Here is a 21,780-nt window from a genome sequence, read left to right as displayed (position 1 = left end):
CGTTGCCGGACTTAAACTCTCGACCGTACCTTGCCAGCGATTGTCGGGAAAGGATTGTCGGGAAAGGTATCGATATGGATATTGACCTTTTGTCCGGGTTTGACGTGGGTTAAATCGGTTTCGGTGAAGTTCGCCTCAATCCAGAGGGCATGATCGGCCACCAGCGCTAAAGCGATGGCGCCAACATTCACATATTGTCCCAACTTAGGCAGTTGGCTAACGACGCCTGATACTGGGGCTTTAATCTCCACGCGGCTTAAATCAAGCTTGGCTTCATTTAATTGGGCTAAAGCTTCTAAATAGCTTGGATGTTGTTCAATCGGAAAATCGGGGCTGCCACCTAAGCTTTCGGCAATGCGGTGTAAATCTTTTTGCAGAGTCTGAATATTCTGCCGCGCAATATCGGTATTTTGTTTTGCATCCTCAAGCTGAGATTCGGACACAAAGTGTTTACCGATTAAATTCTCCTGCCGCTTTTGCTCTTTCTCGGCAAAGGTTAATTTGGTTTCAGCTAAGGTAATTTCGGCTTGCTTCTCATGGTAACTCGCCTTGAGTACCGCTAAATCTGTTTTGACCTGTGCCAGTTTGGCGCTTGCCTTATCGACCATCACCTTAAACATGGCATCGTCGAGGCGAAACAACACTTGCCCCTTCTCAACCCGTTGGTTTTCCACCACATACAAGCTGTCCACATTCCCGGCCACTTGAGCACTCACGGGGACTTTATCCGCCTTCACGTAGGCGTTATCGGTTTCCATGTAGCGGCCGCCATGTAGATAAACCGCACCTATGGCCAAAACAGATAACAGGGGAACCACAATCAGTAACACGCTGCGTTTTTTACGCATATTACCTTGAGGGGCTTGAGGGTTTGCGTCACTCATTACAACAACTCCAACTTCACTCACGTTCTATCACTGGGATGGGTTATCAGCTTTGATTAGGCTGAAAAATTTTTATGAATTTGCGACAACAAGCGGATCACCGTTTGTGACTCGGCTTCATCGAATCCTTTAAAGGCTTGGGCGTACACTATGGTCACGGCGCGTTCAATTTCGGCCAAATGAGGCGCAGCCGCTTCAGTCAAAAATAACTGAAAAGCGCGTCTGTCCTTGGCATCGGGTCTACGTTCAACCAGCGCCGCATCACACAGCACATCAATTAATCTCGCGGCCGTGATAGGTTTAATCTCGAGGCGATCCGCCAGTTCAATCTGTTTAAGACCTTCATTACGGGCGATATGCAATAAGGCTCTCGCCTGAGACAGTGTCAGTGAGCAGTCTGCCGTGGGCCTGTAGGTTTCTTGGAATACGCGGCGCATCATGCGGGTAATATCACTTAAGAGTGCGCCTAGGGTATTTGATGATGATTTCATAAGCCATCCATATAGTAAGCATTACTTATTATATGGATGCTATGCGATGTAAAGCAATTGCCCATTTAGGCAACATAGGTAACAAAATGCAAATGTGGCGGGAGGATCCTGATAACTAATTGATAAGAGATGAGATTAATTTTTATTCATTGATTGATACAGGGGCATTAGCGAAAGTGTCTTTGAACGAAAGTGCCTTTGAGCAAAAGTGCCTTAGCCGAATAGTCAAAATGGCACAAACTTACACCTCAGCTCAGAAACATTTGCCAAGCCATCACACTATACTATCTTGCCCAATTTGCTAGCCGCGCACGCAGTTACGGCCATCGGATTTGGCTTCATATAAGGCTTTATCCGCTCGGCTAAATAAGGTTTCGGCATCATCCCCTTTTTGCAACGAGGCTAAGCCGATAGACGCAGTAATCGCGCCCAGTGAGAGTTTTTTATCTTTGCCTATGGCTAAACGCCGCTCTGAGATACGCTCCCTTAAGGTTTCGGCCACTTGGAGCGCATCGTGGAAATGGGTGTTAGGCAACACCACCACAAACTCCTCGCCGCCATAGCGGGCGACAAAGTCATCCCCCCGCACACATTGTTTGAGGGCGAGCGCGACATAGGCTAACACCTTATCCCCCACTTGATGACCATAGGTGTCGTTAAACAATTTAAAGCGGTCAATATCGATGAGTAACAGGCTGCAACGGGTTTGTTGCTCTTCGGCGCGGTGAATATGATCTTGAATGGCAATCTCGTAGGCGCGGCGGTTATGCAGTGAGGTCAATTGATCTGTCATGGCCGCTAAACTTAGGTTTTCCATCTCGGATTTTAAGTTCTGCACCTCTTGCCCCATGGCCGTTAAGCTTTGCTCCATGTTCTGGTTGTTGATTAAGAGATTTTGCATTTCATCTATCACCCCACCCACTAATTGGTTCAAGGTGCAGACATCGGGGGTTGATTGCAATTGCAGTCCAAAGTCCGCCAAGGTACTTGAAAAGGCCTCCGTCCCTTGGGTTAACTGAGAAATTTTACTGATCAGCGAGTTGATCAATATTTGAGTTTCAATTTGAACATTCTCAATCACTTCTGGGGATTTTTCTTGAATAAAATTCTTGTACAGACTGGTATTCACCTCCTTAGTAAACACCACTTTGTTTGCCAGAAAGCCATCAATGGCGCGATTTAAGTCGAGGTTTGACTGGGCAAAATACTCATACCAAACCGTGTAGTTTTCGGGGGTCACGGGAATATCAAGCGCAGACATTTGTGGCACGGCTAATCGCAGGATTTGCACCGCCGAATCGAGCTCTTTATTTGCTGCAGAAGAAGACATGAATCGCGCACCCAATGGTTGTTATGTTTTTGTATCATTTAAGTTAACTCAACTACTTCAATTTGGATACTGGGCACAATGATTATTATGATGGCGCGCAAAAAACAAAGGAGGATGTCGCCATCCTCCTTCATCTATTCACAAGCGTACTGAACTTAACCGCGGCAGCGGGCAAAAATATCTAACTTAGGCTGATACACTTGGGTCTGTACGTTCATTAATCCCAACAGACTGTCGAACAGATTGTCGTGGGAGAAGCCGCCCTTCTCGGCCTCTTTGGCCAAACACGCCATATTTAAATGGTTGTCTTGGCTGAAATCCTCCGACACCCAGGCCAGCATAGGAATACTGGTTTGTTCAATCGGCGCGATGCTGTACGGCGCACCATGCAGATACATGCCTTTCTCACCTAGAGATTCGCCGTGGTCTGACACATAGAACATGGCGGTATCAAACTTAGCTTGTTGCTGTTTAAGCTTATTTACCACTTCACTGATGATGTAATCGGTATACAAAATCGTGTTGTCATAGGTGTTCATCAGCTCTTCGGCGCTGCAGTTTTGAATATCACTGCGTGGGCAATCCGGCGTAAATTTGCGGTGCTCTGGCGGATAACGCAGGAAGTACGTCGGCCCATGGCTGCCGATCACATGCAAGGCAATCACAGTGTCTTTCTGCTCCGCATTGGCTAAAGCTTCATCGAGTTTATTGAGCAGCACTTGGTCGAAACAATATTGGCCCGAACAGAGTTCAGGATCGCTATTAAGGTCGATGGTGATGTTTTCAACCTGATCGCACACTCCTTTACAACCCGAGTCATTATCAAACCACTGTACTTTAATCCCGCCGTGATTCAGTACATCCATGGCCGTGTCTTGGGCATAGGCACGGCGAGAATCGTAATCCTCACGCCCCATACGCGAGAACATGCAAGGCAACGAGACCGCTGTAGCCGTACCGCAGGAATGGGTATCTTTAAAGGCAATCAAGCCTTGGCCCTGAGTATGAGCATTCGTGGGTTTATCGTAACCGTAGTATTGATAGTTCATCGAACGGGCAGTCTCACCCACCACCAGCACTAACAAGTTAGGTTTGCCGTTGGCATTGGTCGTCACATTTTTTGCATCCAAGCCCAGTTGCTGATATTCCATCGGCGTTTGCAAATAATGCACGTTAATGTATTTAGAAGCTGCACCAATAAAATAGGTCGGCACTATATAGCGCTTGATCTCATCATTATTGCGACCAAAGGCGGCGTAATCTTGGAAATAGAAGAAGGCGATAATCCCCAGCCCCGCGAGCATCGCCAGCATAAACAAAACTTTATGCAGCAATTCTTTAAAAAATGGCTTGTATTGGATATCGGCTTTATAAATTAAATAGGCGGGTAAAATCCCCGTGAGCAGCATGTTGAGAATGGAAGCAAAGTTCACATACATCAAGGCTTCAGCGCTGTTGGTTTGAAAGGTGTTTTCAATCATGCCGTAGTCGAACACGACATTGTATTTAAGCGCGGCAAAAAACACGCTCGAGGAGAGCAGCGTAAGAATGATGAAAAAGGGTTTTACCAGATACCTCACCGTAAACAGTGAAAACACAAAACTCAGTGCAAAGGTTAAAAACAGCGGCATAGTGGCGATAAAGATCGGATCCACATCAGGTTGTTTTTCAATGCCTTTTTTGATGACTTCAAAGAGAGGGATATTAAAAACGCAAACGTAAAATAATGCGGTGAGGAAGGTGAAGCGATTCACAGTTAGGGTTTTAAATCTCGTCAGCACTGGTAATGGTCTCTCAAATAAATAGTGGGCCGAAGCTAACTTAGTTTTCTTAAGGTAATCTTATGCCTAAAAATGAATGTCATCTTAGCAACTGACCTTGGCTCACTCAATAAAATTATTAATATTATTAACAAGTTAAAATACGGATTAAAAAAACGGCCGAACCTGAATGAATTCGACCGTTTTTTGCTCCCCAACCTATAGGGACTTGCTCGGTGCTAATCGCGACACTTTTTGCGTGTAAAGGTCACGATTATTTTAACTGCTGTAATAAGTAGGCAAACGCCATTGAATTTAGTTCCGCAGCTTGATTATTATCTGCAGCCCCAGCATGCCCACCTTCGATATTTTCATAGTAAAGCACATCGATACCCATGTCCTTCATCTTGGCCACCATCTTACGCGCGTGTCCTGGGTGGACCCTGTCATCACGGGTTGAGGTGGTGAAGAACACCTTTGGATAATGCTTATCCTTGTGCAAATTATGGTATGGCGAATAGGTTTTAATGTAAGCCCATTCCTCTGGAACATCGGGATTACCGTATTCCCCCATCCAACTTGCGCCGGCGAGTAACTTATTGAAGCGGTACATGTCGAGTAACGGCACTTGGCAGACCACGGCATTGTAGAGATCGGGACGACGGGTAAAAGCGGCGCCCATCAGCAAACCACCATTACTGCCACCTTGAATACCTAAATGCTTGCTCGAAGTAATCTTACGGGCGATGAGATCCTCGGCGATGGCTTCAAAGTCCTCGTAAGCCTTATGACGATTTTCCTTAAGCGCCGCTTGATGCCACGCAGGCCCATACTCGCCGCCACCACGGATATTCGCCAGCACATACACACCGCCCTGCTCTAACCAGTTTTTACCAATGGTTGCAGAATAGGCTGGGCGCAGTGACACTTCAAAACCACCATAACCATAAAGCAGTGTTGGATTGCTGCCATCGAGCTTAAGATCTTTTGCCATCACCACAAAATACGGCACTTTGGTGCCATCCTTTGAGGTCGCAAAATACTGCTCGGTGGTAAATTTATCCGCCGCAAATTGCTGAGGCATACCTTTCATCTTTTGCGGTTTTAGCGCCTTAGCATTGACGGTATACAGGCTCGATGGCTCAAGGAAGCTTGTGTAATTGACAAAGAAATCATCACTGTCGCGCTCCATATCCATCACGGTAAGCGCGCCGTTGGCCTCAAAGGGTACCGGCGTGCTTTGCCATGCGCCTTTCGCGTCTTGCTCATAGCGAACCAGTTTGCTTTTCACGTTATCGAGCCAATTAACAAAAATCGCGCTCTTACTGAACGTTAGCTGGGCGATTGATGCGGTCGGCGTTGGGCTGACAAATTCAGTAAAGGCGGCTTTTTGGGCAATCAAATCCGCCACATTAGCGTACACCACTGCGCCTTGGCTGAATGTCGCCGCAGGGGTTGCTAAGTCACTCTTAAGCTCAATAAACAGCTTGCCTTGGAAATAGCCTTTAATCTCGGCATCCTGTGGGAGCGGCAGCTTAATGAGTTTGCCGTCTTGGTAAACATATTGGGTGGCGGTGTAAAAGGTATGCGCCTCGGTAACTAGGCTTAGAGGGGTTTTGTCGTCAAACATCACCCAACCCGATACCGCGACCGAAGTTTTGTCGCCACTGAAAATGGTTTTCGCTTGTTCAAGCGGCATACCACGTTGCCATAACTTTACCACGCGGGGATAACCCGAGTCCGTCATGCTTTGACCATCGCCAAAGTCGGTACCGACAAAGGCCTGATCGGTATTAATCCAACTAAGGCTAGATTTCGCTTCTTTTAAGAAGAAAGGTTTGTCTTTCGCGGGCACAAAGTCTTTGGTGGTTAAATCAAATTCACGCACTTCGACCGCATCAGCGCCGCCACGGGATAAGGACACAAAGCAGCGCTGATTCTGTGGATACTGGCAATCAATGCCTTTGAATACCCAGTTCACCGCTTCGGTTTTGCCTAAGGCATCGACATCGAGCACGGTTTCCCACTTAGGATCCGCCTTGGCATATTCTTCCATCGTAGTGCGGCGGTAAATCCCCCGCACATGGGTATCATCCTTCCAAAAGTTATACAGCTTATCGCCGATATGGGTGGCGTAAGGAATACGCTCTTTGTCATTGAGGATAGCGAGACTGTTGGCGACTAAGGTGTCGAAGCCTTTGAAGGCTTTAATTTCAGCGGCAGAAGTAGCATTTTGGGCCTTAACCCACTCCATTGGCTTTGCGCCTTCAACCTCTTCAAGCCAAAGGTATTTGTCTTCTTCGGCGTGGAGTTGACCACTCATAGTGAGTACCCCTGCGATGCACCAAGGCAGTAATTTACGATTCATGTTATTCCTTTTTAAACAGAGCCCTTAAACATAGTCCTTGAACAGAGTCCTTGACCAGAGCCCTTAGATTGAGTCCATCTTGATTTCTGCCCTACATTACCTTAATTGACCTCCAGTTCAACCTTTAATACAACAAGAATGTAACAAAAGGTAAGATATTGTAATCACGGATGATTAATCGAGAATGAATCGAAAATATTCGAGATGTTATGCCATAAAAAAAGCGCCCATCGGGGCGCTTTAATCAATACTGAATCGCGAGTTAACGCTGCCATTAAAACTCTTGATTCATCCGTGTCAACAGACTCAGCAGTAAGCTTCGCTCTTCTGCACTCATCTTAGCGGTAAGATCGGTCGTTAATTGCAAATGCAGTGCATCATGCTCGAGGAACAGCGCCTGACCTTTCTCGGTAAGCTCAACCAGAATCGAGCGTCTGTCACTCTCATGGGGACGGCGCATCACCCACTGGGACTCGACCATTTTATCGATTTGTACGGTGAGCGTGCCTGTGGTCACACCGATTTTGTCGGCCAGTTCCTTCATTCGCATCGCGCCGTGCACACCCAACAACTCTATCGTGTGTACCTGCGACAAGCTAAAACCCTTATCGCGCACAATAGCATGCTCCCACGATGATAATTTTTCATAAAACTCAATAATCACATGGTTCAAGGCCTGATCCGTAGAATGGGCGGACGCGGCTGATAAAGCATCATGCGGGTGTGCAACTGTCATTAGGCTTCCTTAGCCACACACTCACGTTGACGGCAAGTATGCAGCTCAATGGTAATATGGGATAACTCAGGGAACTTAGTCAGTAACTGATTAAAATAACTGGCTTCTTTCGGTGAGTGAGACACAATGGACACCATAATAGCATGGTGATCGGCACTCACGCGCCAAATATGTAAATCGGCCACTTGATGATCCGGTACCGCCTCTATGGTCTCACGCACTTTGCGCTGTAGCGAGGCTTTTACCCCACCGTCCAACAGAATTGGACTGGTCTGTTGGATAAGACCCCATGACCAGCGGCTGATAATAATCGCGCCAACAATCCCCATAATCGGATCGAGCCAAGTTAAGCCCATATATTTACCGAATAACAGCGCCGCAATCGCCAGCACTGAGGTTAACGCATCGGCTAAAACGTGGAAATAGGCGGCCCTCAGGTTGTGATCATGGCCCGAGTGCCCGTGTGAATGCCCATGGGAATGACCCTGTGCGTGGCTGTGTGAATGGTCGGCATGGTCATGGTCATGGTCATGGTCATGGTCATGGTCATGGTCATGGTCAGCAGCATGATGATCGTGCCCATGGCAGCAATGATTATCTTGATGCTCTTTATGATCATCATCGTCGTGATCATGGTCGTGTGAGTGACTGTGTGAATGTCCATGGTCGTGGGAATGGTGATCTTTCAACAGGAACACACTCAATACGTTCACGCTTAAACCAATCAGGGCGACAAAAATCGCTTCATTAAAGTGAATATCCTCAGGATTAATCAAGCGCATGCCCGATTCAATTAACATCACTAAGGCCACTAAGCCTAAGGCGATGGCGCTGGTGTAACCGCCAAGCACACTCACCTTTCCAGTACCAAAGGCAAAGGCCGGATCATTGGCATGCTTACGGGCATAGGAATAGGCAAACAGGGTAATCATAAAGGCGGCGGCGTGGGTGCCCATATGCCAACCATCGGCCAGCAAGGCCATAGAGCCATAAATGGTTCCGGCCACAATCTCGGCTACCATGGTAATCACGGTGAGATACAACACATAGCGAGTGTTTTTTTCGCCCGCCGTATTTTGGTTAGAAAATCCATGGGAATGCTGCCACTGCGCGACAGAATGCCCAAGCCCGGTACTCTGCATCGGCTTATCGGTTGAAGATGTTGTTTTCATTATTTTTTTCCTAAGCGATTTTCCCTAGCTTGCATAAATGAGTGAGCGTAAATTCATGCGGCAAGTGCAAACACGCTGTGGTGATTGATGACTTCTGTTGCCAGTTTAGTTTGAAAATCAAAATATATAAATATCAAAATAATCATTTTTCAAACTATTTGCACAACTGTTGCTAAATATCACAGGAGTAAACGCAGGCAAAACCAGCCCCGCAAGTGTTTAGCAATGACGCCATCGCTTAGGCTACCCTAAGCACGACAGCTCAGGAGATTGAAATAAAGAACGGGATAAACGCTATAGGACAAATAACACAAAGGCACTTAAATCAATCGACTTAAGCGCCTCTGCATGGGAAGGGATTTGAATGCAATATCAGAACATGGATACAAAGAATGCACTGAAAAATAAAGCAATTACAACTGTCGTACCTAGCGCCATTTTTAGTTCGGTGTTCATATTCACTCTCCTAGTTGGTATAACCCCATTATTATCAAGGCTGAGAAAAATGCCTATATTGAGATAGTTATTTTGTGAGCAAGAGCTAAATAATCGTGCACTTTTCACACCGCTCGGGCTGACAAAGTGATACAGCTCACATTGCCCCTCCTCCCTAGCGCACGTAATTATCGAAATCAAGATTGGGCAATCCATTTATTCGATTAACATTCCGGCATGATTTTTGGCAAATTTTGATATACTGCCGACGTAATTCATTGACCGAGATAATCCTATGTCACAACTGTTACACACCATGCTTCGCGTCGGTAACTTAGAACGCAGTATCGCTTTTTACACTCAAGTGCTGGGCATGAAGCTGCTCCGCACCTCCGAAAATCCAGAGTACAAATATTCCCTCGCCTTCGTGGGTTACGGTGAAGAATCAACGGGTCAGGCCGTCATCGAGTTGACCTACAACTGGGGAACGGAAAAATACGATCTCGGCACGGCCTTTGGTCATATTGCCATCGGTGATGAAGACATTTATGCCCGCTGCGAAGCCATTGCCGCTGCGGGAGGTAAAGTGACTCGCGCGCCCGGTCCTGTTGCTGGCGGCACCACTGAAATCGCGTTTGTGGAAGATCCCGACGGTTATAAGATTGAATTTATTCAAATGAAATCGGCGACCCAAGGTTTAGGTTAAGCCTTTAATCTTCCCGCCTGATATAAAAACGGCGTTTGCATGCCCTGCAAACGCCGTTTTCTTTACTCATTGATAAATGCCAACACTGCAGACTATCGCTTGCCCTCGGCGGCCATCGCGATACGGCTGCTGCGTTTCTTCTGCCAAATGGGTACACGCCACGCGAGCAACAAACCAAAGCCGAGAATATACAGACTCGGTTCGATAATTTCGGACTTTACCGACCAATAAAAATGAATCGGCGCCAGAATCGCCACGACATACACCCCATTGTGTAGCGTTTGCCAACGGCGACCCATCTTACGCATCAAGGCTTTAAAGGACGTCAGCGCTAGCGCGGTGACTATCACATAGGCCAGTGCGCCGACTAAAATATAAGGCCGTTTCGCCACCTCGCTGAAGAATAACTCCCAGGCAAACAGCAGATCTAAACTAAAAAACGCCACAATATGCAAACTCGCATAGGCAAACACATACAAGCCAACCAAGCGGCGCGTTTGCATCAACCAGCCTAACTTTAATCCCTTAGCAAGGGGGGAAATCAACAGCGTCGCCGCTAACGCATTCAACGCGGCAATGCCCGTAAAGTGGATAATATGCTGCACGGGATCGCCGCCCGCACGCCCCGACAGCACAGTAAAAACCAACCAAGCAATCGGGATAAGCCCAATCAAATGAAAGACTAACTTTACCCAGAGCAGCTGTTTTGGCGTGACTCTTAACGCCGTGATGTTAAACATAGGACTCCTACTCTTTTTGCCCTTTAAAGGCGCTAACAACTCTCTCACTAGACAGATATTGCCACTTGTTCGCTAGGCGCAATCGACTGCGCCTAAGAATACGCCCGCCATGGGTTAATAAAATTGCCTTAAATCCATGCCTTCATATAAAGAAGCGACAAATTCGCCATAGCCATTAAAGGGCAAGGTATCGATGCGTTTTGCCGAGAATAACCCACCCTCGCCGATGCGCCGCTCGCTCGCCTGCGACCAACGGGGATGATCCACCGCAGGATTCACATTGGCATAAAAGCCATACTCATGGGGCGCTAGTTGATTCCAACTGGTGGGCGGCTGCTTGTCCATCACCCGAATACGGACAATGGATTTAATGCTCTTAAAACCGTATTTCCAAGGCACCACTAAACGGATCGGCGCGCCGTTTTGCGGCGGCAAAGTTTTACCGTAGAGTCCGACCGACATCAGCGTCAGCTCATTCATCGCCTCGGCAATGGTTAGACCTTCCACATAGGGATAATGAATACCGCCGCCCATTAAACGGCTCTTTTGTCCCGGCATTTGCTCGGGATCGAAGGCCGTTTCAAAGGCAACATACTTGCCTTTACTGGTCACCCCGACTTTTTTCAGTAATGCGGCGAGCGGAAAGCCCACCCAGGGGATCACCATGGACCAAGCTTCGACGCAGCGCAGCCGATAAATACGTTCTTCCAGGGGAAATAGCTTAGTGAGATCTTGATAATCGAGCGTCATCGGGCGCTCCACTTCGCCTTCGATACGTAATTGCCAAGGATCGACCTTAAACTGCTGGGCGTTATCAGACGGATCCTGTTTGCTGGTACCAAACTCATAAAAGTTATTGTGGGTGGTGACCTTATCGACGGGCGTTAGCACTTCGTCCTTGCCAAAGCGCGCATTGGCCTCGAAGGTTAATGGTGTGGTGATAAAGCTGGTTTTGGGTTGTTCGCCAAACAGATCGAATAATCCCGCCTGCACATAACCCGGAATGCTAGCCCCAATCGCGCCAAGGCCCATGGCTTTGACTATATGGCGGCGAGCCTTAAACACCGATTCGGGTGTCACTTGATTATCTTGGATATGCCAGCGCGCTTTTTTCAAAATACCCGGTGTAAAACGTGATTGATTAGCCAATGGACACCTCTGCAAAAATAAATGTTATCTACCGACGCTTAACTCACCCTCAGCGCTCACCCAAAAACCTCAGGTACATTTACCTGTGTTGATAAGCTGTAGGGATATAGACACAGATAACAGCAAAAAAATTTCATCCCTCACAGTATCTCAACTTAAGCGACTAAGTCTTGCTCATTTGAGTCATCGCCTAAACAGATTGTTTATTAAAGCACTTGAAGCCTTTTTAGGGGCATGCGACCCTAGGCGCCACAGCTAAAGGAGTGCTAGTAAGATGCCATTTTCTCAATCTTTTTCCCTCGCCCAGATCATCGGCCTACTCGCCGTGGCCTTTTTAGGACTGTTAATCGGTGCCCTGCTCAATCAACGTCTCACCCGTTCTCGCTGGCAACAGTTTAAAGACGAATTAGAGCAAGAAATGCGGCAGGTAAACGAAGACGCCGAGCTCTCCCTCGCCCAGCAGCAAATTTTAGTCGACGATAAAGACAGCCAACTGCGCCAGTGCCAACAGCGCTTAGAACAAAAGATAGAACAACTGGGCAAAGCCGAAGCCATGGCCGAGCGCCTGCCGAGTTTAGAGCAACAACTTGCCGACAGCCATCGCCGCCAACTCGAGCTACAACTGGCCTTATCCAAATCCAATGCGATGCAACAAACCATTCAAGCCAAGGCCGATGCCCAGCAATCTGCGATGCAGGAAAAAATCGCCACCTTAGAAATGGCCGAAGTGCGCCTGCAAACCCAGTTTGAGAACCTTGCCAATCGAATTTTCGAAGAGCGTAGCGAAAGCTTTAAGCATCAAAATGCCAATCAGTTAGAAGGCGTGCTCGGGCCGTTAAAGCAGCAGTTAGAAGGGTTTAGACAGCAAATTCGCGAATCCTACAACCATGAACAGTCGGAACGCAGCGCCCTTAAACATCAATTAGAACACCTGCGCGAGCTCAATTTAAAAATGAGCCAGGATGCCATTAACCTGACTAAAGCCTTAAAGGGCGATAACAAGCAGCAAGGCAACTGGGGCGAAGTGATTTTAGACCGCGTGCTGCAAGAAAGCGGCCTGCGCGAAGGTCACGAATACCACACCCAGCAGGATCTGAAGGACGACAGCGGCAAACGCTTTAAGCCCGATGTGATCGTGCATTTGCCCGAAAATAAAGACGTAGTTATCGATGCAAAAATGTCGCTCATCAGTTACGAGCGCTATTTTAATAGCGAAGATCCGCTGGTGCGTGAACAGGCCATCAATGAACATGTTTTATCGATCCGCAATCATATTAAGGGCTTGAGTCAAAAGGATTATCAGCGTTTACACGGGCTAAAAAGCTTAGATTACGTGCTGATGTTTATCCCGATTGAACCCGCGTTCTTGCTGGCCCTAGAGCATGACCCAAGCCTAGTGAACTTTGCCCTTGAGCAAAATATTATGCTGGTCAGTCCAACCAACCTCTTGGTTGCCCTGCGAACAATCAATAATATTTGGCGTTACGAGTATCAAAACCAGCACGCCCAAACCATTGCCAAACAGGCAGGTCGCATCTACGACAAACTTTGTGGCTACCTCGACGATATGGAAAAACTCGGCCGAGCTCTGGATAACGCCGAAAAAACCTATCACAGTGCCATGAACAAATTGTCATCGGGAAAAGGCAATTTAGTGCGTCAAGCGCATTTAATGCAGCAACTAGGTGTTGATACCAGCAAACAACTCGATAAGATGTTACTTGAGAAGGCGCTCAATGAAGCCTTAGACGAGGGTGATGCCCAGGACAGCAGTGATAATGACACAAATCGCGATACGCTTTTGACCCATACTGAGGATGCCACCGCACTCGAACAATAACGATAAACACGCAGTTTAAAAGCCAATAACTCATAATCCTGAATCGATAGGGAAAAGTCGATTGTAACCTTGATGCCCGGAGGCAAGTTCTGCATGTGCAACCCATTGACAAAGATGGTGTTATCCAGCGCAATTATCATCGCAGGGGCATTCAATGCCTCTGCGGCTTTCGCGTTAACTTCTACCCAGAAGACCTTTCTTGAGGCTGAAAAAGCCTTAAAGAAACAAGACTATGCCACCTACAAGCCCCTGCGTGCTAAGTTAGGCGAGTATCCGCTGGCGATTTATCTCGACCATGATATCGACATTGGCAAGCTTAACGATTTACGCGGCAACGACGCTAAGGCCATGATAGATAAATATCAAACCACGCCTATGTATCAGCGCCTTCGTTCAAAATATTTATTAAATGCCGGCGGCCAAAAGCGTTGGAATGACTTTTTGAGCCTCGCTCAAGACGCGCCAACCGATGTCAGGCTGCAGTGTTATTTTTATGAAGCCAAACTCGCCAAGGGCGAAACCCAAACCGCCTACACGGCGGCGCAGTCACTTTGGGTTTATGGCGATTCCCGTCCCAAGGAATGCGATCCCCTCTTCAATGCCTGGACCAAGGCCGGTAAGCGCACTCAAGATGTGATTTGGGCGCGGATGTTACTGAGTTTCGATGAGGGCCAAACCAGCCTGCTCAGTTACTTATCGCAAAAAATCACCGTGCATAGCGCCGAGGCAAAACGCTTAGTGGCGGTATTTAAAGATCCCAATAGCCTGCGCCATACCGAAAAATTTAAGGATAAAAATCCTATTGTTGGCGATATCGTTGCCGCAGGTTTAAAACGCCTTGCCCGCAAGGATCTCGACCAAGCTATTAATTTATATACTCGGTATCAAAAAGCGAAACGCTTTACCCCAGCGCAGGATCAACAGCTGCAAAAGTACTTGGTACGCCGCGTGTTGATTGAGCAGGATGATAATTTTAAAGACTGGGCCGATAACCTGCTGCCCGAGATGAAAAGCGATGATATGTTCGAGCGCCGCTTACGCTGGGCTATCCGCGAGCAGGACAACACCCATATCGCGCGCTACTTAGATTTATTATCGCCCGAGACCTTAGCCAAGGAGCGCTGGCAATATTGGCTGTATCGTACCAACGCGAAACACGCCCCCGAAAGCGCCACCAAGGCATTAGCGGCGGTCAGTAATGAGCGTAACTTTTACGGGTTTGCCGCGTCACAGTTATTGAATAAACCCGTGTCCTTAAATCAAAGCCCAGAGCCAGTGGTGGATGGGACCAGTCAAAAACTCGAAGACGACTTAGGCTTTGTGCGCGTATTGGAGCTGATGGCGCTGGACCGTTACTTCGATGCCCGCTATGAATGGGTTGCCCTGCTAAAACGCAGCAATAATGAGATGCGCGCCCGCTATGGTCGTTATGCCCACGATCAAGGCTGGTATGACTTTGGCGTGGAGGCCAGTATCCAAGGCAAGCTCTGGGATGATATTCCCCTGCGCTTCCCGATGGCGCATCAATCTGGCTTTGAACATGCCAGTAAAAAGCACAAGGTCAATATTGATGAAATTCGTGCCATTAGCCGCCGCGAAAGTGCGTTTTTCCTCTACGCAACCTCTGGTGTCGGTGCCCGCGGTTTAATGCAGATCATGCCCGCCACCGCCAAGGCAACCGCGAAGAAACACGGGGCTAAGTACAACGATCCGAAGGATCTCTACAGCGCCGAGCTTAACTTAAACTTAGGCAGTGCCTATTACGCGCAATTGTTGAATGATTTCAATCAAAACCGCGTGTTAGCAACCGCCGCCTATAACGCTGGCCCCTCGCGGGTTCGTCGCTGGTTAGCGGAGTCGAATGGTCAACTCGATGCCATGAGTTTTATCGAGTCCATTCCCTTCACCGAAACCCGTGAATATGTGCAAGCCGTGTTAAGTTATCGCTTGATTTACGAAGCGCAAAAACAAAAGCCGCAGCCTTTATTCAACGAGGCTGAGCTTAAGTTCCATTACTAAGCCGCATGGCGGAAATGGGATACTAATCGAGCAGCAATCGAATAGTAATCAAGGTGGCGTTGGCCACCTTGATTATTTTTGGCGGTATCAAATGCCGTTTACACTCACGCTTAACCGTATGAGTATTAAATCGGCAAACGCACTCAAGCGAGGTAAACTTGTTTGCACTCTTGGCCACTAAATGCGAATAATTAGCGATTAGCCATTTACCCCCCCAGTTTCGATGCTCAATCTCAGCGGTTTATCCTTAAGTTGCGAATACCAGCCCTTTGTCTGTCCCCACACTCAACGCATTCATGGCTATGAAGCACTCGCTCGTTTTTACCTCGAGCAGGGTCAAGCCATCGCCCCGAATCTCATCTTTGAGCAATTACACGAAGCCAGCGAACAACTGGCGGCGGTTGAGTTTCAGGCAAAAGCCTTTCAGCTCAAACACGCCCCACGGGACCTGCGTTTATTTGTGAATGTGGATCCCCACGCGGTAGATGGCGCGCATACCCCAAAGTTACTCGATCTGCTATCGCAGCATTCGCAATTGACGGTAGAAATCATCGAAAACACCTGTGTGAGTGATGCCGAGCTCGCGAATCGCTTGTTTCATCAATTTAAAGCGGCCAATATTCAAGTGGCGCTCGATGATATCGGTGCGCCCCACTCCATGCTCTCCATCGATTTGATGATGAATGTGGATTACCTCAAATTTGACCGCTACTGGCTTCAATTAATCGACGCGCCCCATGGTATCGCCCTGCTCAGCGCCTTGATTGAATTTGGCAAGCGCACGGGTAAACAGTGCATTCTCGAAGGCATAGAAACCGAGGCACAGCTCCAGCAGGCCCGCGAGCTAAATGTCGATTGGGTTCAAGGATTCCTATTCAAACCTTGGTTTATCCGCCCAGAGCAAAGCGAAAGGTTAATTTGTTAGGGAGGAATAAAATGGTTGAGGATGCCGATGGCGGCATTGATATCGTCGGCCGTTCATCGTGCTAAAAACGTATCCCCAAACGACGGTAAACTAAGCTCAGATTTTGGTTCTTATATCTGCGGACAAAATACATTTACTTACCTAAAAACAATTGGTTGATATCACCATAGCCGTTTACAGCACCGAAGCTATTCCAACAAAAAGGGCGCTCTCTAGAGCGCCCTTATTAAACGATATCTTAACGATGATACAACTTAGAAGGTCGAAGCATCGATCACATAGCGGTATCTGGCTTCTTTGTTGACCACTCGCTCCCAAGCATCGTTAATCTGCATTGCTTTAATCTTTTGGATTCTTGGCAACACTTTGTGCGTGGCGCAATAATCCACCATTTCCTGAGTTTCTTTAATGCCACCAATAAGGGAAGCATTAAAATTGACGCGTGAGAAAGCAAGGCTCAGGGCGTTGATGTTAACTTCGAAACCATTGGGCATACCCACTTGCGTGAACGTTCCATAAGGTTTAACCACAGATGCATAAGCGGCCACATCGTACTCATAGGGAATAGTGCTGAGCAAATAGTCCATTTGACCGCGATAATCTGCCAGCTTACTCAGATCATTCACCACAATGGCCTCTTTTGCACCAAACGCGAGAATATCCTTCACTTTATCGGGAGAGGTTGTAAAGGCATACACTTCTGCGCCCTTTGATACTGCAATCTTGATTGCCAAATGCCCTAAACCGCCGATACCTGCAATGCCAACTTTAGTGCCAGGTTTTAGGTTCGCACGCATCAGTGGTGAATAAGTGGTGATCCCCGCACACATCAATGGTGCGGCGTCTGCTAGATCGACACTCTCAGGCACATGCATAACAAAGTTTTCTTCAACGACGATATTGTTAGCATAACCACCTTGTGTGATACCCGTTGGCGAGCGGTCATCTTTAGCGCCATAGGTAAAGATAGTGTCGGGACTATATTGCTCCTCATCGGTTTGATGGCTGTGATTATGATTACCGACCATACAGCCAACACCCGCACGATCGCCAACTTTAAATTTGGTCACATTCTTACCGACAGCGGCAACAATACCGACGATTTCATGGCCTGGCACCTGTGGATATTGCTGCTTACCCCAATGACCTTTTTCTTGGTGAATATCCGAGTGGCAGATGCTGGCAAATTTGATATCGATTAACACATCATTATCGCCAACGGGACGGCGTTCAAACTGCCATGGTTTGAGTTTGCCTGATTCATCAAACGCGGCATAACCACGGGATTGAATATTGCCTGACGACTCGCTCGCAAACACATTCATGGAACCGCCCAGCATAGCGCCTATGCCAATCGCGCCGGTCAGTTTAATGACGTTTCTACGCGTTTTATCTGTATCTTCACACATTTGATTATCTCCTTAACGAGTATGAATAATGTCGTGCCTGTAGCTGAGCGAACGCGCTCAGCTACTGGCGATAGCATTAATATTTGCGCTAAATGCTGTTGTTACCTTGCCGCTATGGCTCGATGTTCTGTGTAACCATGCTTGCTGATAGACAAGGTTTGGGAGTTAATCCCGAGCAACGCATGTACCGTCGGCGAGTAACTTACCGCCGAACACAGGAAAAATATTGGCCTCGCCATAGTGAGTTAATGGCTCAATTTGTTGCAGCAGCGTCATATCCACGGCCGTAATGCTGAAGTTAACTTGGGCGTTATCACGCATATGTGCGGGATTGGCGGTTTTAGGGAGTGGCAGCAAGCCAAGCTGTAAGCAGTAACGAATACAGAGTTGTGGCACAGTCACTTGGTATTGAGTCGCCAATGCCAGCAATGTCGGATTTCCCAAGGCCGCACCGTGTGCGACTGGCGAATAGGCTTGAACCAAAATACCTTGCTTTTGGGCATACTCAATCAGCTCAAAAGGCATATTGCCTACATGGGCGAGGATCTGATTGACCATAGGCTTAACCGTGCCGTTTTTAAGCAGATTATCTAAATCAGGCTGCTCAAAATTGGATACGCCAATAGCGCGAAGTTTATTGGCTTTATAGGCATCTTCTAGCGCCCGCCATGCCTGCAAATTACCTTCAAAGAAATGTTCACCTTCTCGAAAATCCGTCCAAGGTTGAGGGCTATGGATGATCATAAGATCGATATAATCCAGACCTAGCGCCTGCAAGGACCCATCAATTGCATTCGCGGCTTCAGTATAGGTTTTAACTGCGGCATCGAGTTTCGTGGTAACAAAAATCTTATCGCGGGCAACACCACTGGTTCGCACGCCCTCGCCTACGCCAGCCTCATTGCCGTAAGCTTGTGCCGTATCAATATGGCGGTAGCCCGCTTCAATCGCATTGCGCACGGTTTGCGCCGCATCATTGTTGCCAATCATCCAAGTGCCGAGACCCAGTTTAGGAATTTGCACACCGTTTGAAAGTGTGAAGGTTTCGTTCAATATCATGCTATTGCTCCTTTCAACGATTCGGGGACGATGCTCGTTATTCATTCGGGGCAGAACGAGCTAAGTACGTTTTGATGATATTAAGCAACGACAGTAAAACCTTGAATGCACGTTCCTCGCAGTAACTTGCCTATTCCTGTTTTAGGCTTTCTATTTGGAGCAGATTTTTATAGATTCTCGGTGGATCAATATTGCAGATGGAACCGACCATGACAGAACTCGCCGAACTAATGGCTGACTTAGACCTGATTGAAAATGATGCCACTGAAACCGCATTGAAGGGGGTTAGATTTTTCAAAGTCGTCACCCAAAGCCCAAGAACCCCCATGGTTTACGAACCGGGGATCTACATAGTGGCGCAGGGTCATAAGGTGGGCTATCTAGGCAAAGAATCATTCGTCTACAACGTAGATAATTACTTGGTTAATCTGGTGTCGATTCCCTTTGAATGTGAAACATTCGGCAGCAAGGAAGAGCCGCTCCTAGGTATTTACATTGAGATTGATGTTGAGCAGCTGTACCACATGATTGATCAAATTGGTTTTCAGCGGTCCAATAGTGACAACAGCAAAAAATTGAATCGCGCCATTGGGCCAGCATTTTTAGATAAAGAGATGAAAGACGCCGTGTGTCGCTTGGTGAGTTGCTTAAAGTCTAAAAATGACACGCAAATTTTAGGCCCCTCAATAGTGAATGAAATCATCTATCGCGCCCTTAATGGCGATCAGGCGGCGGTGCTTTATTCACTCGCAACACCGAATAGTGATTTTGATAAAATCACAAAGGTGCTGCGTTTTATTGAGCGTAAATATGCGGAAAAAATAGATGTCGAGCAGCTTGCTGAACTCGCCAGCATGAGCCCATCAAAGTTCCATAAAGCATTTAAAGACGTGACCAGCGAGACCCCGCTGCAATACCTTAAGAAGCTGCGCTTAAACAAAGCCAAATACCTGATCGCGCAGCAAGGCACCAAGGCCTATGTCGCAGCTTATCGCGTAGGCTATGAAAGCCCGTCACAATTTAGCCGCGAGTTTAAGCGTTATTTTGGTTATGGCCCTGCTGAGCTTCATCATGAGGGAGCTACGCTAGTCTAAGATTGTTGGCGCATCGTCAGGGCCGTCAGCAACGCTGAGCAGATGAGTATGCTCATACTGATTTTAATGCTGACGAATAAAGCTGACTAAATCGAACAACCCCCTCCCAATGTTGAACCTAGGGCTATGACTAACTGCACGACAATCACAAATAGCCCACCAACCGACAGACGTGGCTGTCGCGGTCAGTCTCCATCAACATCACCACAAACGCCACCGACAAACCCAATACGGTCAATAACACCGCAATGCACGCCAATGGTCACTGTTGCAACAGTGGCAATCTTAACGACCATTGAACTGTTCAACTGGCTAAAAGCTTGTTGCCCTAAAACGAGATAAGTTTATCGTCAGCTGTGCAGGATGAATTGTCATTGTTTCCCCAGTGACACGCCGCCTATTTATTTAACTAGAAGTGTCCATATAGGCTCGACAGCGGCATCTGCAACACATGGAAGTGCAAATGCCGCGTTCACATGGCCTATGATGTTCCCGACATCATAGTGGCATTTCCCATATCCCTATGGGTCAGATGTGAAAGAGCGGCCATGCCGCCAACGGTCACGGTGGTAACAGTGGCAATCTTAACAACCATTGAACTGTTCATCAGGCTAAAGGTTTTTTGCCCCATAGCTTGCTATGCGCCGAGCTTTCATTAAAACGTATGTCGTTCTAGTTAACCAAATTTTAGTAATGATACAGAGTGGCTGTTGTATTGATGGCGATTCGCGTTACTATTTTTTGTATTTAAATACCTCAACAAAAGCTATAAATGCAGGAGATGACAGCCTTCGGTTGGGATAGTAGAGATGAAAGCCAGAAAAATATGGTGTCCAATCGGTCAATATCGATTTTAATCGACCATCATCCAGATACGGTCTTGCCAATTCTTCCGGGACAAATCCAAGACCAATCCCATCGACGGCTGCGTTCAAGACATGCATTATGCTGTTAAATACAATCTGCCCTTTGCCCTTGACCGTGAATGCTTTACCGTCTTTTTCAAATTCCCAAGCGTAAACAGAACCGTCTGGCCGATGACGGATGTCAATACATGAATGTTCAGGTAACTCGTAAGGTGTGTTTGGTTCTCCACGTTGATTAAAGTAGCTTGGTGAGCCGACGACAACCAAGCGTATATCAGGGCCAATAGGAACCGCTATCATATCTTGGCTAATTGATTGACCTAAACGGATCCCAGCGTCAAACCTTTCTGTTACCACATTGGTAAAACCATAATTGACGTAAAGCTCAACTGTCACATCAGGGAAATCTCTCAAGAACTCAGCTAATTTAGGCCTCAAACATAGCTCTATTTGGTCATCAGTACATGAAATGCGAATAGTGCCAGAGGGCTTGTCACGCAATTCACCCAGCGCTTGAACCTCATGATTAATCATTTCAAATAAAGGCGATAGAGAAGTAATTAATCGCTCCCCAGCCTCCGTCGCGGATACGTTGCGAGTTGTTCTGGAGAGTAATCTTATGCCCAACCGCTCTTCTAACCCTTTCATCCGATGACTTAACGCAGATGGCGTAATACCTAGTTTTGCGGCGGCCTTAGTAAAGCTTTCATCTTCAGCAACTGCTAGAAATGCCTGTATGTCATCAATCTTTGTAAAATTCATTGCTGAGCTTTTCTCACAAATACATCAAATTAATT

General features: G+C 47.3%; 17 protein-coding genes. 5 read left to right on the top strand and 12 right to left on the bottom strand.

From position 1 onward, the window contains the following. Positions 1 to 11 precede the first annotated feature (11 nt). From CF168_RS09710 to CF168_RS09680, 7 genes are all read right to left on the bottom strand, one after another. Positions 12 to 884 carry an HlyD family secretion protein gene (locus tag CF168_RS09710; RefSeq protein ID WP_240520081.1) on the bottom strand — a complete coding sequence of 291 codons (873 nt, stop codon included), beginning with the start codon at positions 882 to 884 and terminating at the stop codon, positions 12 to 14. A gap of 56 nt (positions 885 to 940) precedes the next feature. Then, a complete protein-coding gene (locus tag CF168_RS09705) occupies positions 941 to 1,375 on the bottom strand; it encodes a MarR family winged helix-turn-helix transcriptional regulator (RefSeq protein WP_086904272.1) in 435 nt (144 codons plus the stop codon). A 301-nt stretch (positions 1,376 to 1,676) separates the two neighbouring features. Next, complete coding sequence (locus CF168_RS09700; RefSeq protein WP_089067715.1) at positions 1,677 to 2,705, bottom strand: GGDEF domain-containing protein; 1,029 nt, start codon at positions 2,703 to 2,705, stop codon at positions 1,677 to 1,679. Positions 2,706 to 2,860: 155 nt separating this feature from the next. Beyond that, positions 2,861 to 4,486, bottom strand: a complete 1,626-nt coding sequence (locus tag CF168_RS09695) for a phosphoethanolamine transferase (RefSeq protein ID WP_089067714.1) — start codon at positions 4,484 to 4,486, stop codon at positions 2,861 to 2,863. Between the two features lie 253 nt (positions 4,487 to 4,739). After that, entirely contained in the window at positions 4,740 to 6,833 is a 2,094-nt protein-coding gene (locus CF168_RS09690) for a prolyl oligopeptidase family serine peptidase (RefSeq protein WP_089067713.1), read from the bottom strand. A gap of 274 nt (positions 6,834 to 7,107) precedes the next feature. Then, positions 7,108 to 7,569, bottom strand: a complete 462-nt coding sequence (locus CF168_RS09685) for a MarR family winged helix-turn-helix transcriptional regulator (protein WP_011622868.1) — start codon at positions 7,567 to 7,569, stop codon at positions 7,108 to 7,110. Continuing rightward, entirely contained in the window at positions 7,569 to 8,741 is a 1,173-nt protein-coding gene (locus CF168_RS09680; RefSeq protein ID WP_089067712.1) for a cation diffusion facilitator family transporter, read from the bottom strand. Before CF168_RS09680 ends, CF168_RS09685 begins: the two co-directional genes overlap by 1 nt. A 730-nt stretch (positions 8,742 to 9,471) precedes the next feature. On the opposite strand from CF168_RS09680, the gene gloA reads away from it, so the two are divergent. Further along, positions 9,472 to 9,882 (top strand): lactoylglutathione lyase, encoded by a 411-nt coding sequence (gloA, locus tag CF168_RS09675; protein WP_011626085.1) that lies wholly within the window; start codon positions 9,472 to 9,474, stop codon positions 9,880 to 9,882. 92 nt (positions 9,883 to 9,974) lie between these two features. Here gloA and msrQ read toward each other — a convergent pair whose 3' ends face one another. Beyond that, positions 9,975 to 10,622, bottom strand: a complete 648-nt coding sequence (gene msrQ, locus CF168_RS09670) for a protein-methionine-sulfoxide reductase heme-binding subunit MsrQ (RefSeq protein WP_089067711.1) — start codon at positions 10,620 to 10,622, stop codon at positions 9,975 to 9,977. Positions 10,623 to 10,736: 114 nt separating this feature from the next. Next, a complete protein-coding gene (gene msrP, locus CF168_RS09665; protein ID WP_086904694.1) occupies positions 10,737 to 11,771 on the bottom strand; it encodes a protein-methionine-sulfoxide reductase catalytic subunit MsrP in 1,035 nt (344 codons plus the stop codon). Positions 11,772 to 12,045: 274 nt separating this feature from the next. Between msrP and rmuC the strand changes: the two genes are divergently transcribed. From rmuC to CF168_RS09650, 3 genes are all read left to right on the top strand, one after another. Next, entirely contained in the window at positions 12,046 to 13,611 is a 1,566-nt protein-coding gene (rmuC, locus tag CF168_RS09660) for a DNA recombination protein RmuC (RefSeq protein WP_089067710.1), read from the top strand. 93 nt (positions 13,612 to 13,704) lie between these two features. Next, positions 13,705 to 15,630, top strand: a complete 1,926-nt coding sequence (locus CF168_RS09655) for a transglycosylase SLT domain-containing protein (RefSeq protein WP_089067709.1) — start codon at positions 13,705 to 13,707, stop codon at positions 15,628 to 15,630. A 223-nt stretch (positions 15,631 to 15,853) separates the two neighbouring features. Next, positions 15,854 to 16,555, top strand: a complete 702-nt coding sequence (locus CF168_RS09650) for an EAL domain-containing protein (protein ID WP_089067708.1) — start codon at positions 15,854 to 15,856, stop codon at positions 16,553 to 16,555. 254 nt (positions 16,556 to 16,809) lie between these two features. Here CF168_RS09650 and CF168_RS09645 read toward each other — a convergent pair whose 3' ends face one another. Both CF168_RS09645 and CF168_RS09640 read right to left on the bottom strand, forming a co-directional pair. Further along, positions 16,810 to 17,964: an NAD(P)-dependent alcohol dehydrogenase gene (locus CF168_RS09645; protein ID WP_089067707.1), complete on the bottom strand. Its 1,155-nt coding sequence runs from the start codon at positions 17,962 to 17,964 to the stop codon at positions 16,810 to 16,812. A gap of 165 nt (positions 17,965 to 18,129) precedes the next feature. Continuing rightward, entirely contained in the window at positions 18,130 to 19,023 is an 894-nt protein-coding gene (locus tag CF168_RS09640) for an aldo/keto reductase (protein WP_089067706.1), read from the bottom strand. 209 nt (positions 19,024 to 19,232) lie between these two features. Here CF168_RS09640 and CF168_RS09635 point away from each other — a divergent pair, with 209 nt between their 5' ends. Continuing rightward, entirely contained in the window at positions 19,233 to 20,117 is an 885-nt protein-coding gene (locus CF168_RS09635; protein WP_089067705.1) for an AraC family transcriptional regulator, read from the top strand. Between the two features lie 734 nt (positions 20,118 to 20,851). On the opposite strand, the gene CF168_RS09630 is transcribed toward CF168_RS09635, so the two are convergent. Further along, a complete protein-coding gene (locus CF168_RS09630; RefSeq protein ID WP_089067704.1) occupies positions 20,852 to 21,745 on the bottom strand; it encodes a LysR family transcriptional regulator in 894 nt (297 codons plus the stop codon). Between the last annotated feature and the right edge of the window lie 35 nt (positions 21,746 to 21,780).

Origin of the sequence: Shewanella bicestrii, assembly GCF_002216875.1 — a bacterium.
GTDB lineage: Bacteria > Pseudomonadota > Gammaproteobacteria > Enterobacterales > Shewanellaceae > Shewanella > Shewanella seohaensis.
This window is presented reverse-complemented; position numbering and strand designations above follow the sequence as displayed.

Excerpts from the sequence above, each read along its gene's own strand:
- CF168_RS09655 (WP_089067709.1), top strand. The coding sequence starts at position 13,705 with ATGTGCAACCCATTGACAAAGATGGTGTTATCCAGCGCAATTATCATC.
- CF168_RS09700 (WP_089067715.1), bottom strand. The coding sequence starts at position 2,705 with ATGTCTTCTTCTGCAGCAAATAAAGAGCTCGATTCGGCGGTGCAAATC.
- CF168_RS09710 (WP_240520081.1), bottom strand. The coding sequence starts at position 884 with ATGAGTGACGCAAACCCTCAAGCCCCTCAAGGTAATATGCGTAAAAAA.
- CF168_RS09645 (WP_089067707.1), bottom strand. The coding sequence starts at position 17,964 with ATGTGTGAAGATACAGATAAAACGCGTAGAAACGTCATTAAACTGACC.
- CF168_RS09690 (WP_089067713.1), bottom strand. The coding sequence starts at position 6,833 with ATGAATCGTAAATTACTGCCTTGGTGCATCGCAGGGGTACTCACTATG.
- CF168_RS09635 (WP_089067705.1), top strand. The coding sequence starts at position 19,233 with ATGACAGAACTCGCCGAACTAATGGCTGACTTAGACCTGATTGAAAAT.
- CF168_RS09705 (WP_086904272.1), bottom strand. The coding sequence starts at position 1,375 with ATGAAATCATCATCAAATACCCTAGGCGCACTCTTAAGTGATATTACC.
- msrQ (WP_089067711.1), bottom strand. The coding sequence starts at position 10,622 with ATGTTTAACATCACGGCGTTAAGAGTCACGCCAAAACAGCTGCTCTGG.
- CF168_RS09640 (WP_089067706.1), bottom strand. The coding sequence starts at position 19,023 with ATGATATTGAACGAAACCTTCACACTTTCAAACGGTGTGCAAATTCCT.
- rmuC (WP_089067710.1), top strand. The coding sequence starts at position 12,046 with ATGCCATTTTCTCAATCTTTTTCCCTCGCCCAGATCATCGGCCTACTC.
- CF168_RS09680 (WP_089067712.1), bottom strand. The coding sequence starts at position 8,741 with ATGAAAACAACATCTTCAACCGATAAGCCGATGCAGAGTACCGGGCTT.
- CF168_RS09630 (WP_089067704.1), bottom strand. The coding sequence starts at position 21,745 with ATGAATTTTACAAAGATTGATGACATACAGGCATTTCTAGCAGTTGCT.
- CF168_RS09650 (WP_089067708.1), top strand. The coding sequence starts at position 15,854 with ATGCTCAATCTCAGCGGTTTATCCTTAAGTTGCGAATACCAGCCCTTT.
- gloA (WP_011626085.1), top strand. The coding sequence starts at position 9,472 with ATGTCACAACTGTTACACACCATGCTTCGCGTCGGTAACTTAGAACGC.
- CF168_RS09685 (WP_011622868.1), bottom strand. The coding sequence starts at position 7,569 with ATGACAGTTGCACACCCGCATGATGCTTTATCAGCCGCGTCCGCCCAT.